This is a genomic window from Achromobacter pestifer, from assembly GCF_013267355.1.
Taxonomy (GTDB): Bacteria; Pseudomonadota; Gammaproteobacteria; order Burkholderiales; family Burkholderiaceae_B; genus Achromobacter; species Achromobacter pestifer_A.
In genome coordinates, this window is sequence record NZ_CP053985.1 from 5,515,240 (window position 1) to 5,530,004 (window position 14,765).

Consider the following 14,765-nt stretch of genomic DNA (forward strand, 5'->3'; position numbering starts at 1 on the left):
AAAGCATGGCATATCAATGGAACTGGGGCGTGCTGTTCGCCCCGTCGCCCGATGGCGGGCAATCCTATCTGCAGACCCTGCTGGATGGGTTGAGCGTGACGGTCAAGACGGCGGCGCTGGCCTGGCTGATTGCGCTGGCGCTGGGCCTGGCGGTCGGCGTGGCGCGCACGCTGCCTTGCCGCGGGGTGCGCGCGGCAGGGGCCGTCTATGTGGAAGTGTTCCGGAACATCCCGCTGATCGTGCAGATGTTCCTGTGGTACTTCGTCTTGCCGGAGCTGCTGCCGACCGCGGCCGGAGACTGGATCAAGCAGCTGCCCGACGCGTCCTTCTACACGGCGGCGCTGGCCATCGGCATGTACATGTCCGCGCGCATCGGCGAACAGCTGCGCGCCGGGATCGAGGCCTTGCCCAAGGGGCAGCGCAACGCGGGCCTGGCGCTGGGCCTGACCTTGCCGCAGCTGTACTGGCATGTGCTTTTGCCCAACGCGCTGCGCACGGTCCTGCCCACCATGACGTCGGACTGCCTGAACACCATCAAGAACACCTCGGTGGCGCTGACGATAGGGCTGGCGGAACTGACCGCCCAGGCCCATGCGATGCAGGAGTTTTCGTTCCAGGTGTTCGAGGCCTTCCTGACGGCGACCATGGCCTATCTGGCGCTCAACCTCATCGTGATCGTGGTGATGCGCGCGCTCGAGTACAAGCTGCGTATTCCGGGCCGGACGGCTGGCGGGCGCATGACGAAGGGGAACCGGGCATGACGGATTTTGATCTGCAATCGATTATTGACGCCTTGCCATACCTGATCCTGTCCGGCTTGCGCTTCACCCTGTTGTTGACCTTCACGTCGACCGTGGGCGGCCTGCTGCTGGGCACCTTGCTGGCTATTGCGCGGCTCTACGGCGGCCGCCTGGTGGCGTGGCCCGCAACGGTGTACGTGAACCTGTTCCGCTCATTGCCGCTGGTGCTGGTGATTTTCCTGATCTATTTCATCCTGCCCTACGCGCTGCAAGCGATCACGGGGTCCGAACGGCCCATCGTGCTGGGCGCCATGGGGTCGGCCTTCATTACCTTCATCCTGTTCGAAGCCGCGTACTTTTCCGAAATCATCCGGGCGGGGGTAGGCAGCGTGGGGCCAGGCCAGTATGCCGCCGGCAGCGCCCTGGGGCTGAGGCACGGGCAGGTGCTGCGCAAGGTGATCCTGCCGCAGGCGTTTCGCAACATGCTGCCGGTGCTGCTGACCCAGGTGATCGTCATCTTCCAGGAAACGGCGCTGGTCTACGTTCTGTCGCTGACCGATTTCCTCGGCGCGGCGACCAAGATCGCGCAGCGCGACAACCGCCTGGTCGAGATGTACATGCTGGTGGCGCTGGTGTTTTTCGTGATCTCGTTCACCGCTTCGCGCGGCGTGCGGGCGCTGCGCGCCCGGATCGGGGCCTGAGCGGGAGGGTGTTTCCATGAGGAGTCTTGATTCATGATCGAAATTCAAAACGTCGGCAAGCGCTACGGCGACTTGCCGGTGCTCAAGCAGTGTTCGCTGCGCGTGCAGCGCGGCGAGGTCGTGGTGGTCTGCGGGCCGTCCGGGTCGGGCAAGTCCACGCTGATCAAATGCGTGAACCGGCTGGAACCCTTCGATGCGGGCCGCATCGTGGTGGACGGCACCGACGTCGGCGCAGCCGGCACGGACCTGCCGAAGCTGCGCGCCCGCGTCGGCATGGTGTTCCAGCACTTCGAGCTGTTCCCGCATCTGACGGTGCTGGAGAACGTCTGCCTGGGGCAGGTCAGCGTGCTGGGCCGCAGCCGCGCGCAAGCGCTGGAGAAGGCGGCGGCGCTGCTGGACCGCGTCGGCGTGGCGGCGCATCGCGATAAGCATCCGGGGCAGCTTTCCGGCGGTCAGCAGCAGCGGGTCGCGATCGCGCGGGCGCTCGCCATGGATCCGGTGGTGATGCTGTTCGACGAGCCGACCTCGGCGCTGGACCCGGAAATGATCGGCGAAGTGCTCGATGTGATGACGGGGCTGGCGCGCGACGGCATGACCATGATGGTCGTCACGCACGAGATGGGATTCGCGCGCCGCGTCGCCGACCGTGTCGTGTTCATGGAATCCGGAGAGATCGTCGACGACGCCAGCGCCGAGGCGTTCTTCGGCAACGCCGCGTCGGCGCGCTCGCGCGCTTTCCTGTCCCGCATCATCAGCCACTGATTTCCCTTACCTACACGAACTTCCATGTCCTCCATTTTCCATATCAACGGCAGTCTTGTTCCGGCCGAACAGGCCGTCATCCCGGCGCTGGACCGGGGATTCCTTTTCGGCGACGGCGTCTATGAGGTGATCGCGGTGATCGACGGCCTGCTGCTGGAGTTCGAGCGGCACGCCGCCCGCCTGGCGCGCAGCCTGGCCGAGGTCGGCATCCGCAATCCGCTGCCGCGCGACACGCTGCTTGCGCGTTGCCGCGAGCTGGTGCTGCGCAACGGCCTGCGCGAAGGGTCCGTCTACGTGCAGGTGACGCGCGGCACGGACAGCAAGCGCGACTTTGCTTTTCCTGCCGACGTCGAACCCACCGTGATGATGTACGTCAGCGAGAAGTCCCTGCGCGTCAATCCGCTGGCCGAATCGGGCGTGCGGGCGGCAAGCGTGCCCGACATGCGCTGGCAGCGGCGCGACATCAAGAGCGTGTCGCTGATCGCGCAGGTGCTGGCCAAGCAGGCGGCGCAGGCCTCGGGCGCGTTCGAGGCGCTGATGGTCGATGCCGACGGCGTGGTGACGGAGGGCGCGTCATCGAGCGCGTTGCTGGTCGACGCGCAAGGGCGGATCGTGGTGCGGCCCTTGTCGCGCGAGATTCTGCCGGGCTGCACGCGCGCGGCGGTGCTGGCGCTGGCCGCCAAGCGCGGGGTGGCGGTGGAAGAGCGCAAGTTCACGTTGGACGAGTGCAGGCGCGCTTCCGAGCTGGTGTTGACGTCGGCGTTGCACTTCGTGCTGCCGGTGATCGACCTGGACGGCCAGCCCGTCGGCACGGGCCGGCCGGGACCCGTATGCCGGGAACTGCGGCAGCTCTATATGGAGTACGCGCTGGCGTCAGCGCTATAGCGGCGCGCGAGCCGCGGCGGGCGTATGATTCCGCATAAGGGCTCGCACCCCGTCCGGCAATGGCCGGCACGCCATTGCCTACCTCATCGTATGGTTGCTCAACATCGGCCGCCCGGGCCATTCAGCGGGCGGCCGTGAAGGCGTTGCGCCATGGCTCATTTCGTGTCCGCTATCCGCGTGGATGGCCCGGACTGTCCGAAGGCTGGCATCAAAGCCCGGTCACCGGCGGGTCACCACGATTTCCAGGTATTCACTGGGTACGACCATCGCGGCATCGCCAGAGCGGTTGAACCGGTCTATTTGCACTATGAGATCGCTGGTCAGCGCGGCCTGCGCCGCCGAATCCAGCGCGCCAAATGCCTTGAGCAGCGGGCCGTAGTAGGTCTTGAAGACTTGCAGCCAGTGCTCGGGCGAGCGATAGCGGAACACGAAGTGGCGCGGCTCGGTCTTGATCGAGGATGCGTGCGGGCCAAACATTTCCTCGATGCGCGCCGGGGTGCCCCACAGGGCGGGCGACTTGACGCCGGCAGGCGGCGGCAGATGCTTGCCTATGGTCTTGAAGACCTGGCCGATGAAGCCATCGGGGGTCCAGTTGGCCAAGCCGATCTTGCCGCCCGGCCGGCACACTCGCACCAGTTCGGCGGCGGCCTTGTCCTGGTCGGGGGTGAACATCACGCCGAAGGTGGAGACGACCGCGTCGAATCCGCCGTCCGGGAACGGCAGGGCTTCGGCATCGGCCTCCTGGAACTCGATCTTCAAGTGTTCGGCGGCGGCGCGTTCGCGGGCGCGTCCAAGCAGCGCCGGCACGTAGTCGGTCGAAACGACGTCGCACCAGCGGCGGGCGGCTGCGAGCGAGGCATTGCCGTTGCCGGCGGCCACATCAAGCACCTTCTGTCCGGCGCGGACATCCAGCGATTCGCACAGCTGTTCTCCTACGATCTGCAACGTGGTGCCGACAACGGCATAGTCCCCGGAAGCCCAGGTGCCCTGCTGGCGTGTCTTCAAGGCGGCCAGGTCGGGCTGCGCGGAATCGCGCACGGGGCTGGTGGCGAGGGAGGAAATGGACATGGTCTGTCTCCGTTAATGCTCTGTGTATGCGGCAGCGCGCGAGGCCGGCCTGCCGGGGAATCGCAACCGGCGCCGCGCAGGCTTGCGCGTACCGTGCTTCCCGGAATCCAAGTTAAGAGCCGGCCATGGAGGCGGGCGTGGTAGCCGGCGTGGAATCGGCCCGGGTATCGGCCGGCCCCGCGCCGCCGGCCGGTTCCGGCCCCGGAGGCGAGGTCCGGCTGCGCCTGCTTGGACCCATGGGAATCAGCCGGGCGGGCGCCGCCCTGGCGCTGCCGCCGTCGCGCAAGCTGCGCGCGCTCGTCGCCTATCTGGCGCTTGCGCCGCATCCCGTGCAGCGCGCGCACCTGTGCGAGCTGCTGTGGGACATTCCGAACGATCCGCGCGGCGAGCTGCGCTGGTGCCTCAGCAAGGCCAGGGCCTTGCTGGACGAGCCCGGCCGGCGCAGGGTGGAGACGGCGCAGGACACGGTGAGGCTGGACCTGGCCGACTGCCATGTGGACGCCATCGAAATCGGCAGCGCGATGCAGCAGGGCATCGCCCAGCTGGACTGCGGGCGGCTGCAAGCGCTGGCCGCGCTGTTTGCGGGTGATTTCCTCGAGGGGCTCGAGATCGACCGCAATCCCTTTTTCAACAACTGGCTGACCGCGCAGCGCCGGCGTTTGCGGGCCTGCCATGCCGCGGTCCTGGAGCATCTGGCGGCCAGTCTGCCGGCTGCGTCGGGCGAGACCTTCGCCTGCCTGGACCAGTGGTTGCAGCTGGTCCCGTTCGATCGGCGCGCGCACGAGATGCTGCTGGGCTTGCTGGCGCAGCGCGGCCAATGGCGCGAAGGCGAGGAGCATCTGGCCGCGGCAGTGCGCGCCTTCGAGGCGGACGGGCTGGACTGGCGGCCCTTGCGCGATGTATGGCGGGAGTTGAGGGGGCGCGCCAGCCAGGCGCCAAGGCAGGACGCCGCGCCAGGAGAGGCGTCCGAGGTACCGCTCTCGGACGCCCGGGACCGCGCGGGCCGCGCTTCGATCGCGGTGATGCCGTTCGCGGACCGCTCGGCGCAGGCCGGCGTGCGGGGTGGGCTGGCCGATGGCCTGGCCTACGACATCATCACGCGGCTGGCCAAGCTGCGCAGCCTGTTCGTCATCGCCCAAGGCACGGTTTTCGCCCTGGACCAGCGCAACGTGGGGCCGGACGAGGCCGGCCGCACGCTCAACGTGGACTATGTGGTGAGCGGGTCGCTGCAGCGCCGGGACAAACGCATCGCCGTGAGCGTGGAAATCGTGGAGTCCAGGACCGCGCGCATCGTGTGGGCGGACGTCTATGACCGGGAGCTGGATGACGCCTTTCTGGCCCTGGACGAAATCGGCAACCGGATCGTGGCCGCCATCGACCTCGAAATCGAGGCCGCAGAGCGCAACCGCGCCATTCTGAGGCCGCCGAACTCCCTGGACGCCTGGCAGGCCCATCACCGCGGCCTGTGGCATATGTACCGCTTCAACCGGGCCGACAACGAGCAGGCGCGGCACTTTTTCGAGACGGCCTTGCGGCTCGACCCGACGTTCTCGCGGGCCTATGCGGGCCTGTCGTTCACCCATTGGCAGGACGCGTTCCAGCGTTGGGGCGAGCAGGCGCCGGCCATCGATCTGGCGTTCGAGGCCGCTGGCCAGGGCCTGATCGCCGACGACCGCGACCCGGCGGCGCACTGGGCCATGGGGCGGGCGCTATGGCTGCGCGGCAACCAGGACCAGTCGTTGGCCGAACTGGCGCGCGCCGTGGACCTGAGCCCCAATTTCGCCCTGGCGCATTACACCCTGGGCTTCGTCAACTGCCAGTCGGGCGATGCCGAGGCGGCGATAGGCTCGTCCGACCATTCGCGCGACCTCAGTCCCTACGACCCGTTGCTGTTCGGCATGCTGGCCGTGCGCGCGCTGGCGCTGGTGCGCCTGGGCCGGTACGAGGAAGCCGCCGGCTGGGCGCTGAAGGCGGCGGCCCGCCCCAACGCCCACGTACACATCCTGGCGATCGCGGCCTGCTGCCTGGCGATAGCCGGCAAGGACGACGAAACCTCCGGCCTGCTGGCCGCGATCCGCAAGACGCATCCCTCGTACCGCGTGGACGATTTCCTGGCGGCCTTCCGCCTGGCCGGGGATGCCGAGGCGCTGTTCCGGGCGGGCGCGCGCCGCATCGGGCTGGGCTGAGCGGGCGGCGGCGTGTCTCAGGCGATCTCCACCGCATCGCCGTTCAAGCGCGCCCGCCAGGTCCGCAGCCGTTGTTCCGGGTGCTGCACGCACGCGCCGTCGGCGAGCCGGAAATGCTGCTTGTAGAGCGGCGAGGCCACGACGAGTTCGCCGCCCATATGGCCGACGATGCCGCGGCCGATGACGTTGGCGCCGGACTTGGGGTCGCGGTTTTCCATCGCGTAGACGCCGTCGCCGGCGGCTTGCGGCACGTAGAACAGCGCGATCTGCGCGCCATCCACCAGCGCCACCACGCCGGAATTGGGCACCAGATCCTGGCGCCGGCATACCGGCCGCCAGTCTTGGGGTTCGCGGATCAGGGCGTCCATCAGGCAATCTCCTCGGCGATGGCGATGACGCGCGCGGGAGCGGGCCGGGGCTGGCCGCGTTCCTGCACGAATTGGATGTCGGGGTCGGCGCCGCGATGGTTGACGAAGGTGCGGAAGCGCTTGAGCTTTTCCGGGTCGTTCAGCGCGTTGGCCCATTCGCATTCGTAGCGGTCCACCACCAGCTGCATCTGCGCTTCCAGCTCCGCACACAGGCCCAGGCTGTCCTCCAGCACCACCTGCTTCAGATAGTCCAGGCCGCCCTCCAGCGATTCACGCCAGACCGAGGTGCGCTGCAGCTTGTCGGCGGTGCGGATGTAGAACATCAAGAGGCGGTCTATGGTGCGGATGAGGGCGGCGTCGTCCAGGTCGGTGGCGAACAGTTCGGCGTGGCGCGGGCGCATGCCGCCGTTGCCGCAGACATAGAGGTTCCAGCCGTTTTCGGTGGCGATGACGCCGATGTCCTTGCTTTGCGCCTCGGCGCATTCGCGGGTGCAGCCGGAGACGGCGAACTTCAGCTTGTGCGGCGAGCGCAGGCCCTTGTAGCGGTGCTCGATGTCCAGCGCCATCTTGACGCTGTCCTGCACGCCGTAGCGGCACCAGGTGCTGCCGACGCAGGACTTCACGGTGCGGGTGGACTTGCCGTAGGCATGGCCGGTCTCGAACCCGGCGGCGATCAATTCCGCCCAGATGTCCGGCAGTTCATGCAGTTGCGCGCCGAACAGGTCGATGCGCTGGCCGCCGGTGATCTTGGTGTACAGCTGGTATTTCTTGGCGACCGCGCCGATCGCGATCAGGCCGTCGGGCGTGATCTCGCCGGCGGGGATGCGCGGCACCACCGAATAGGTGCCGTTCTTCTGCATGTTCGCCATGAAGGTGTCGTTGGTGTCCTGCAGCGGCACCAGGTGAGGATCCTGGATCGGGCGGTTCCAGCAAGAGGCCAGGATGGAGCCCACGGCGGGCTTGCAGATGTCGCAGCCCTGTTGTCCGCGGCCGTGGCTGGCCAGGAGTTGCTCGAAGGATTCGATGCCGTTGACGCGCACGATGGCGTAGAGCTCCTGGCGAGTGTGGGGGAAGTGCTCGCACAGGCTCTTGTCCACGGCGACCCCGCGGCTGGCCAGTTCGTGTTCGACCACCTGCTTGAGCAGGCTGGCGCAGCCGCCGCAGCCGGAAGCCGCCTTGGTGCAGCCCTTGACCGCGGCCAGGTCGGCACAGCCGCCGTCGATCGCGGCGCAGACCGCGCCCTTGCTCACGTTGTGGCAGGAACAGATGGTGGCGGCGGCGGGCAACGCGTCCACGCCCAGCAGCGGCGCGCCCTGGCCTTGCGGCAGGATCAGGCTGGCCGGGTCCGCGGGCGGCGCAATGCCGTTCTGCACGTATTGCAGCAAGGTGTCGTAGTAGCTGTTGTCGCCGACCAGGACCGCGCCCAGCACCCGCTTGCCGTCGGCCGACACCACCAGGCGGCGGTAGCTGGAGCCGGCCTCGTCGATGTAGCGATAGCTGCGCGCATCGGGCGATGCGCCGTGGGCGTCGCCGATCGAACCCACGTCCACGCCCAGCAGCTTGAGCTTGGTGGACATGTCGGCGCCGCCGAACGCCTGTCCGGCGTTGCCGCAAAGCGCCGCCGCTACCGTGCGCGCCATCTGGTAGCCGGGCGCGACCAGCCCGAACACGCTGCCGTTCCAGGCCGCGCATTCGCCGATGGCATAGATGTGTTCGTCGCTGCTGCGGCACTGGTCGTCGATGGCCACGCCGCCGCGCTCGGCCAGCGTCAGTCCGGCCTTGCGCGCCAGCGCCACTTGCGGCCGGATGCCGGCCGAGAACACGATCAGGTCGGTTTCCAGCGGCGCGCCCTCGGCAAAGCGCATGCGGTAGCGGTACTGCGTGCCGGGTTTGATGTCCTGGGTGGCGCGCGACAGGTGGACGCCCACGCCCAGCGCCTCGATGCGCGCCTTGAGCGCCGCGCCGCCTTGCTCGTCCAACTGCACCGGCATCAGGCGCGGCGCGAATTCGACCACGTGGGCCTCCAGCTTCAGCGACTTCAGCGCATGGGCCGCTTCCAGCCCCAGCAGGCCGCCGCCCACCACCACGCCGCGGCGCGCGCCGTGCGCGGCCTCGCGGATCAGGTCCAGGTCGTCGAGCGTGCGGTACACCAGGCGCGATGCGCCTTCCGCGCCCGAGATCGGCGGCACGAAGGGGTAGGAGCCCGTGGCAAGTATCAGCTTGTCGTAGGCGCTGCGGCCGCGCGCGGTCACGACCTGGCGCTGGCGGCGGTCGATCTCCAGCACGGGCGCGTCCAGGTGCAGAGTCACGCCTTCCTGTTCATACAGCGCCGCATCGCCCAGCGCCATCGATTCCGCGTCGCGCCCGTTGAGGTATTCGGACAGGTGCACGCGGTCGTAGGCGCGGCGGCTTTCCTCGCCGTAGACATGGATGCGGTAGCGCGCAAGCGCGCCGCCGGCGATGAGTTGCTCGACGCAATGGTGGCCCACCATGCCGTTGCCGATGACGACGAGGGTCTGCAGAGAATCGGATGAGGCCGCTACTTTCATGGGATGTCCCCGTGGGCTTGGGTATCGTGGTTTCAGAAAACGCAAAGGCGCCCTGGACCTTGCGGTCGGGGCGCCATTGCCGTTACTGCTCTAGTTGTCTCGCCGGCCTTGCGGCCCGCGCATGAACCATCAAGCAAAGTCCATGCCAGGGATGCCGGAGCGCATCCGCGCGGGTTGGCGCGCCGGGGATTTCATAGGGAAAGCGGCGTCAGGCAGGCCGCCGGCGGCCCGGTCTTGCGCCGCGCGGCCAAAGCCGGCGTGCGTCAAGGCGGTGCATATTCCTGTGCGGCGCCGCACCCGTTTGGCGCAGCGGATGGGCCTAGGCAAACGCCGCCTGGACGGCATCGAAGGCCGCGGAGACCAGGGGATCCTCGCGGCGGGAGGCCTGGGTGATGAAGGCGAGTTCGGCCTGGATGGCCAGGCCCTTGACCAACACCAGCCCGCTGGCCTGGGACTCGCGCAGCGCGATGGAGTCGCGCGCCAGCGACAGGCCCACGCCCGAGCGCACCAGGTCCAGCATTGAGGCTTCCTGATCCACTTCGGCCACGGCGTTGGGCGCGACGCCCAACGCGTCGAATTTGTCCGACAGCAGCCGGTGGTGCACCGAGTCCGGGGGCGTCCAGATCCAGGGCAGGGCGGCGATCGCGGCCCAGTCGCGGCCGGCCACCTGCGCGCCCCAGCCCTTGGGGGCCACGACGAAATAGGCGAAGGAGGCGAGCGGCAGCGCTTCGAGTCCGGCGGGAGCCGCATCGCGCCCTTGCGGGCCGAGGGAAAAACCCACGTCCAGCTCGCCCGCGCGCACCTGTTTCGCCACCGATCCGGACATGCCGTGGCGTAGGGTGGGGCGGATCTTGGGATAGTGCTCGACCAGGTATTGCAGGGTGGCGCCCAGGCGCAGGAATTCGGGATCGAGGATGGTGCCGATGCGCAGATCGCCCTGGACGGTGTCACGCAGGGCGCCGAGGGCGCGCTGGAAGTCATCCAGCGCGTCCAGGATGCGTTGCGCCGAGGGCAGCAGCGCGCGGCCGTCGGCGTTGGGCGCCAGGCCTTGCGCTGTGCGCGAGAACAAAGTCAGGTCCAGCGATTCCTGGAAGTTCTTCAGCTGCAGGCTGAGCGCGGGCTGGGTCAGGTGCAGATGCTCGGCCGCCCGCGTCAGGTTGCCCTCGCGGGCCACGGCGGCAAAGGTGCGGATGTGCTTCAGGTCCATGGGACGGTTCCCGGAGTAAGTGGCCAGGGGCGAAAAGGGGTCAAGCATTATTTAAGTTGCTTATAAGCCGTTTTTCAACAATTCATTGGACAGTTGCGCGCCGCTGCGCGAGAGTCACGGTAGATGCCCGGCGCGCCGGGTCGGCTCACCCAGTCCGCGGACGTACCGCCCCGGCAAGAAGATAAGAAGAGCTTATGGAGACATACGACTACATCATCGTGGGCGCGGGCTCGGCCGGCTGCGTGCTGGCCAACCGCCTGAGCCGCGATCCTGGCGTGCAAGTGCTGCTCCTGGAGGCGGGCGGGAGCGACAACTACCACTGGATCCATATCCCGGTGGGCTACCTGCATTGCATCGGCAACCCCCGCACGGACTGGATGTACCGCACCGCGGCGGAGCCCGGTCTGGCGGGGCGGTCGCTGATCTATCCGCGCGGTCGGGTGCTGGGCGGCAGTTCATCGATCAACGGCATGATCTACATGCGCGGCCAGCGCCAGGACTACGAGGACTGGGCCGAGCTGTCCGGCGATCCGGCCTGGGGTTGGGACCAGGTGCTGCCGGTGTTCAAGCGCAGCGAGGACTACCACCGCGGCGCGGACGAGTTCCATGGCGCCGGCGGCGAATGGCGCGTGGAATCGCAGCGCCTGCGCTGGGACATCCTGGAGGCCTTTGCCGGCGCGGCCGAGCAGGAGGGTATTCCGCGGGTGCAGGACTTCAACCGTGGCGACAACTTCGGCTGCGGCTACTTTGAAGTGAACCAGCGCGGCGGCTGGCGCTGGAATACCTCCAAGGCGTTCCTGCGGCCGGTGCGGAAACGCCCGAACCTGCGCGTGTCGACGGGCGCCCAGGCCGAGCAACTGGTGTTCGAGGGCAAGCGCTGCGTCGGCGTGCAGTTGCGCCGCAATGGGCAGAACATCGCCGTGCGCGCGCGCCGCGAGGTAGTGCTGGCGGCCGGTGCCGTCAATACGCCGCACCTGCTGGAACTCTCCGGCGTGGGCGAGCCCGAGCGCCTGCGCGAAAGCGGCATCGCCTTGCACCATGCCCTGCCGGGCGTGGGTGAGAACCTGCAGGATCACCTGCAGCTGCGCGTCATCATCCAGGTGCAGGGCGTGAAGACGCTGAACCGCATCGCCTCCACCTGGTTGGGCAAGGCCGGCATCGGCCTGGAGTACCTGCTCAAACGTAGCGGCCCGATGAGCATGGCGCCGTCGCAGCTGGGCGCGTTCGCCAAGTCGGACCCGGGCCAGGCGCGCGCCAACGTTGAATTCCATGTGCAGCCGCTGTCGCTGGGCGCTTTCGGCGAACCGCTGCATGGCTTTGACGCCTTCACCGCCAGCGTGTGCAATCTGCGGCCGACATCGCGCGGCAGCGTGCACGCCCAGGGGCCGCAAGGCGCGCCCGTCATCGCGCCCAATTACCTCAGCACCGACGCAGACCTGCGCGTGGCGGCGGATTCCATCCGGCTGGTGCGGCGGATCGCGGCGGCGCCAGCCTTGCAGCGTTATCAGCCGCAGGAATGGCTGCCAGGAACGGCGTTCCAGACGGACGCCGAGCTGCGGGAAGCGGCTGGCAAGATCGGCACCACCATCTTCCATCCGGTGGGCACCTGCGCCATGGGACGTGATGCGGACGGCGGGGCGGTGGTGGACGCGCGGCTGCGCGTCCATGGACTGGAGGGCCTGCGCATCGCCGACGCCTCGGTGATGCCGTTGATCACGTCGGGCAACACCAATTCGCCGACCATCATGATCGCGGAGCGGGCTGCCGACATGATCCGCGAGGACGCCGCAGGCCGCTGAATCGACGCAGGCGTCGCAGAAAAGGAAGCCGCCCTAGGGGCGGCTTCCTGGCGATGGCGTCACCGCGTTCAGCGCTGCGAGCGGTACATCTCCTGGCGTTGCGGATGAGTCAGCATCACTTGCCAGAGCTGGCCCTCGCGCGAGCGGAAGAAGCCGGCGCAGCACATCAGGTAGTACTTCCACATGCGGTAGAAGCGGCTGCCGTAGCGCGTTTCCAGCTCGGGCCAGGCGCGTTCGAACCTGTCCCACCAGGCCATCAGCGTGCGGTCGTAATCGGCGCCGAAGTTGTGCCAGTCTTCGATGATGAAGCGGCCTTCCACGGCGGTGGCGATCTCGCGGGCGGACGGCAGCTTGCCGTTGGGGAAGACGTAGCGGTCGATCCAGGGATCAGTGCTCTGGCTGGTGGCGGCGATGCCGATGGTGTGCAGCAGGAACACGCCGTCGGGCGCCATCAGGCGCTGCACGTTGCTGAAGTAGGTGTCGTAGTTCTTGGGGCCGACGTGTTCGAACATGCCTACCGAGACCACCTTGTCGAAGCTGCCCTGCAGGTCGCGGTAGTCCTGCAGCAGCAGTTGCACCGGCAGGCCCTTCACTCTTTCCTGCGCCAGCGCCAGCTGCTCCTTGGACACGGTCACGCCGGTGACCTCGACGCCATAGCGTTCGGCGGCAAAGCGCGCCAGCCCGCCCCAGCCGCAGCCGATGTCCAGCAGCGTTTCGCCTGCGCGCAGCTGCAGCTTGCGGCAGATCATCTCCAGCTTGGCCAGTTGCGCTTCCTCCAGCGTCTGGGCGTTTTCCCAGTAGGCGCAGGAATAGATCATGCGGCTGTCCAGCATGGCCTCGAACACGTCGTTGCCGGCGTCGTAGTGCTGTTCGCCGACCTCGAAGGCGCGGTGCTTGGACTGCAGGTTGAACAGCTTGTGGCGCAGGTGCTCGGCGATCAGCTTGACGCGCGCCAGGCCCAGGGCCGCCGACCCCATGTCCGCGCGGAGCAGGCGGGTGAACAGCTCGTCGAGCTGGTCGCAGTCCCATTCGCCGTCCATGTAGGATTCGCCCAGGCCCAGCGACCAGCTGGCGAAGACGCGGTCGTACATATGCTTGTCATGAACCTGAATGTCCCAGGGGCGGTTGCCGTTGATGCGGACATCGGCCCGGGCCAGGATGTCCTGGAGCACTTTGGGCGGTTCGGGGGGAGGGGAACTGAGGGATGGGTGGCCGGTGGCCAGCGGCGAGGAAGGACTGCTTTGCTGCATACGGACTCCATATCAATTTTGGGATGACTGATCTGGCAATGCTTGAGACTTCCAACTCTGATCCTAACAGCTCCGCAACTCCAATTTAATGATTGGATCGCCTCGATAGGCAATGGCAATTCCGCGCGGGCAGGGGGGGCTGGGCGGCGATCCGGATGCAAGAATCGTAGCGACGACCGGGCCGATAGTCCAGAACCGGGCGGTCCGGGTGTTGCGGCGGCGCCGCTCGCTGTCCTATAAGATACCGGCCTGGTGCGCCTCTAGCTGCGGCGCGCAACGACTTGTGGAGTGTATCGATGGTGGACGCCAGCCTGGAACCCCGTTTGGATTTCGTCACCTGCGCCAGCCCGGCAGGACTGCACCGCATGGCCTACTGGGAATGGGGCGACCCGGCCAATGACCAGGTACTGGTATGCGTGCATGGCCTGACCCGCAGCGGACGTGATTTCGATACGCTGGCGCGGCGGTTGGCGGGGCAGTATCGCGTGGTCTGCCCGGACGTGGTGGGGCGGGGGCGTTCCGATTGGCTGGCCAACCCCGCGTTCTACACGGTGCCGCAGTACGTCTCGGACATGGTGACGCTGCTTGCGCGCTTGAAACCGGCGCGGCTGGCCTGGGTGGGGACGTCCATGGGCGGGCTGATCGGCATGGCGCTGTCGGGCGCGGCGGTGTTTGCGCGCGCCATGCTGGCCATGCGTCCGCACGCGGGCATGCTGCCGCCCGAACAGGGCTTCCACCTCGACAAGCTGGTGCTCAACGACGTCGGGCCACGGCTGGAGACGGGCGCCCTGGCGCGCATCGGCCAGTATGTGGGCGAACCCGGCGAGTTCGCGAGCTTCGAAGAGGCCGTGGCCACCATGCGCGCCAACTCCGCCACGTTTGGCCCGCATACCGATGCGCAGTGGGCGGAACTGGCGCGCTACCTGTACCCCCGGCAGGGCGAAAAATGGGTCAAGCACTACGACCTGGCGCTGTCCCAGGCCCTGGCGGCCCAGACCCCCGAGGAACTGGCGGCGGGCGAACAGATCCTGTGGCGTTCCTATGATTCCCTGCCGTGCCCCGTGCTGATCGTGCGCGGCGCGCAATCCGATCTGCTGACGCGCGCCACCGTCGATGAAATGCTCAAGCGCAATCCGCGCGCGCAGGCCCACGAGGTATCCGGCGTGGGCCATGCGCCCACCTTGATGTCGGACGAGCAGGTGGATCCGGTCGCGTCCTTTCTGCTGTCCTGACCACGCGATAAACGGGGG

Annotated in this window: 12 protein-coding genes; 7 read left to right on the forward strand and 5 right to left on the reverse strand. The window is 67.8% G+C overall.

The window, feature by feature from the left end; all coding sequences use genetic code 11:
* Window positions 1–5 precede the first annotated feature (5 nt).
* From FOC84_RS26160 to FOC84_RS26175, 4 genes are read left to right on the forward strand one after another with little or no spacing between them, the layout of a single operon-like run.
* Window positions 6–761: an amino acid ABC transporter permease gene (locus tag FOC84_RS26160; protein WP_173147363.1), complete on the forward strand. Its 756-nt coding sequence runs from the start codon at window positions 6–8 to the stop codon at window positions 759–761.
* Window positions 758–1,441, forward strand: a complete 684-nt coding sequence (locus tag FOC84_RS26165) for an amino acid ABC transporter permease (RefSeq protein WP_173147365.1) — start codon at window positions 758–760, stop codon at window positions 1,439–1,441. The genes FOC84_RS26160 and FOC84_RS26165 overlap by 4 nt, the downstream gene beginning before the upstream one ends.
* 33 nt (window positions 1,442–1,474) lie before the next feature.
* Window positions 1,475–2,203 (forward strand): amino acid ABC transporter ATP-binding protein, encoded by a 729-nt coding sequence (locus FOC84_RS26170; RefSeq protein ID WP_173147367.1) that lies wholly within the window; start codon window positions 1,475–1,477, stop codon window positions 2,201–2,203.
* Window positions 2,204–2,227: 24 nt separating this feature from the next.
* Window positions 2,228–3,088: a D-amino acid aminotransferase gene (locus FOC84_RS26175; RefSeq protein ID WP_173147369.1), complete on the forward strand. Its 861-nt coding sequence runs from the start codon at window positions 2,228–2,230 to the stop codon at window positions 3,086–3,088.
* A gap of 219 nt (window positions 3,089–3,307) precedes the next feature.
* On the opposite strand, the gene FOC84_RS26180 is transcribed toward FOC84_RS26175, so the two are convergent.
* Entirely contained in the window at window positions 3,308–4,156 is an 849-nt protein-coding gene (locus FOC84_RS26180; protein WP_173147371.1) for a class I SAM-dependent methyltransferase, read from the reverse strand.
* Window positions 4,157–4,281: 125 nt separating this feature from the next.
* Here FOC84_RS26180 and FOC84_RS26185 point away from each other — a divergent pair, with 125 nt between their 5' ends.
* Window positions 4,282–6,342, forward strand: coding sequence for a transcriptional regulator (locus FOC84_RS26185; RefSeq protein WP_173147373.1), 2,061 nt, complete (start codon window positions 4,282–4,284; stop codon window positions 6,340–6,342).
* 17 nt (window positions 6,343–6,359) lie between these two features.
* On the opposite strand, the gene nirD is transcribed toward FOC84_RS26185, so the two are convergent.
* The 3 genes from nirD to FOC84_RS26200 form a co-directional block, all read right to left on the reverse strand.
* Complete coding sequence (gene nirD / locus FOC84_RS26190) at window positions 6,360–6,710, reverse strand: nitrite reductase small subunit NirD (RefSeq protein ID WP_173147375.1); 351 nt, start codon at window positions 6,708–6,710, stop codon at window positions 6,360–6,362.
* The gene (nirB, locus tag FOC84_RS26195) at window positions 6,710–9,259 is read right to left on the reverse strand and encodes a nitrite reductase large subunit NirB (RefSeq protein WP_173147377.1); all 2,550 of its coding nucleotides are present in this window, start codon (window positions 9,257–9,259) and stop codon (window positions 6,710–6,712) included. The genes nirD and nirB overlap by 1 nt, the downstream gene beginning before the upstream one ends.
* Before the next feature lie 319 nt (window positions 9,260–9,578).
* On the reverse strand, window positions 9,579–10,466 hold the full coding sequence (locus tag FOC84_RS26200; RefSeq protein WP_173147379.1) for a LysR family transcriptional regulator: 888 nt from the start codon (window positions 10,464–10,466) through the stop codon (window positions 9,579–9,581).
* Window positions 10,467–10,660: 194 nt separating this feature from the next.
* Here FOC84_RS26200 and FOC84_RS26205 point away from each other — a divergent pair, with 194 nt between their 5' ends.
* Window positions 10,661–12,265 carry a GMC family oxidoreductase gene (locus FOC84_RS26205; protein WP_173147381.1) on the forward strand — a complete coding sequence of 535 codons (1,605 nt, stop codon included), beginning with the start codon at window positions 10,661–10,663 and terminating at the stop codon, window positions 12,263–12,265.
* A gap of 68 nt (window positions 12,266–12,333) precedes the next feature.
* Here the strand turns inward: FOC84_RS26205 and cfa are convergent, their stop codons facing one another.
* A complete protein-coding gene (gene cfa / locus FOC84_RS26210) occupies window positions 12,334–13,515 on the reverse strand; it encodes a cyclopropane fatty acyl phospholipid synthase (protein WP_173147383.1) in 1,182 nt (393 codons plus the stop codon).
* A gap of 296 nt (window positions 13,516–13,811) precedes the next feature.
* Here cfa and FOC84_RS26215 point away from each other — a divergent pair, with 296 nt between their 5' ends.
* Window positions 13,812–14,747 (forward strand): alpha/beta fold hydrolase, encoded by a 936-nt coding sequence (locus tag FOC84_RS26215; protein ID WP_173147385.1) that lies wholly within the window; start codon window positions 13,812–13,814, stop codon window positions 14,745–14,747.
* Window positions 14,748–14,765 lie beyond the last annotated feature (18 nt).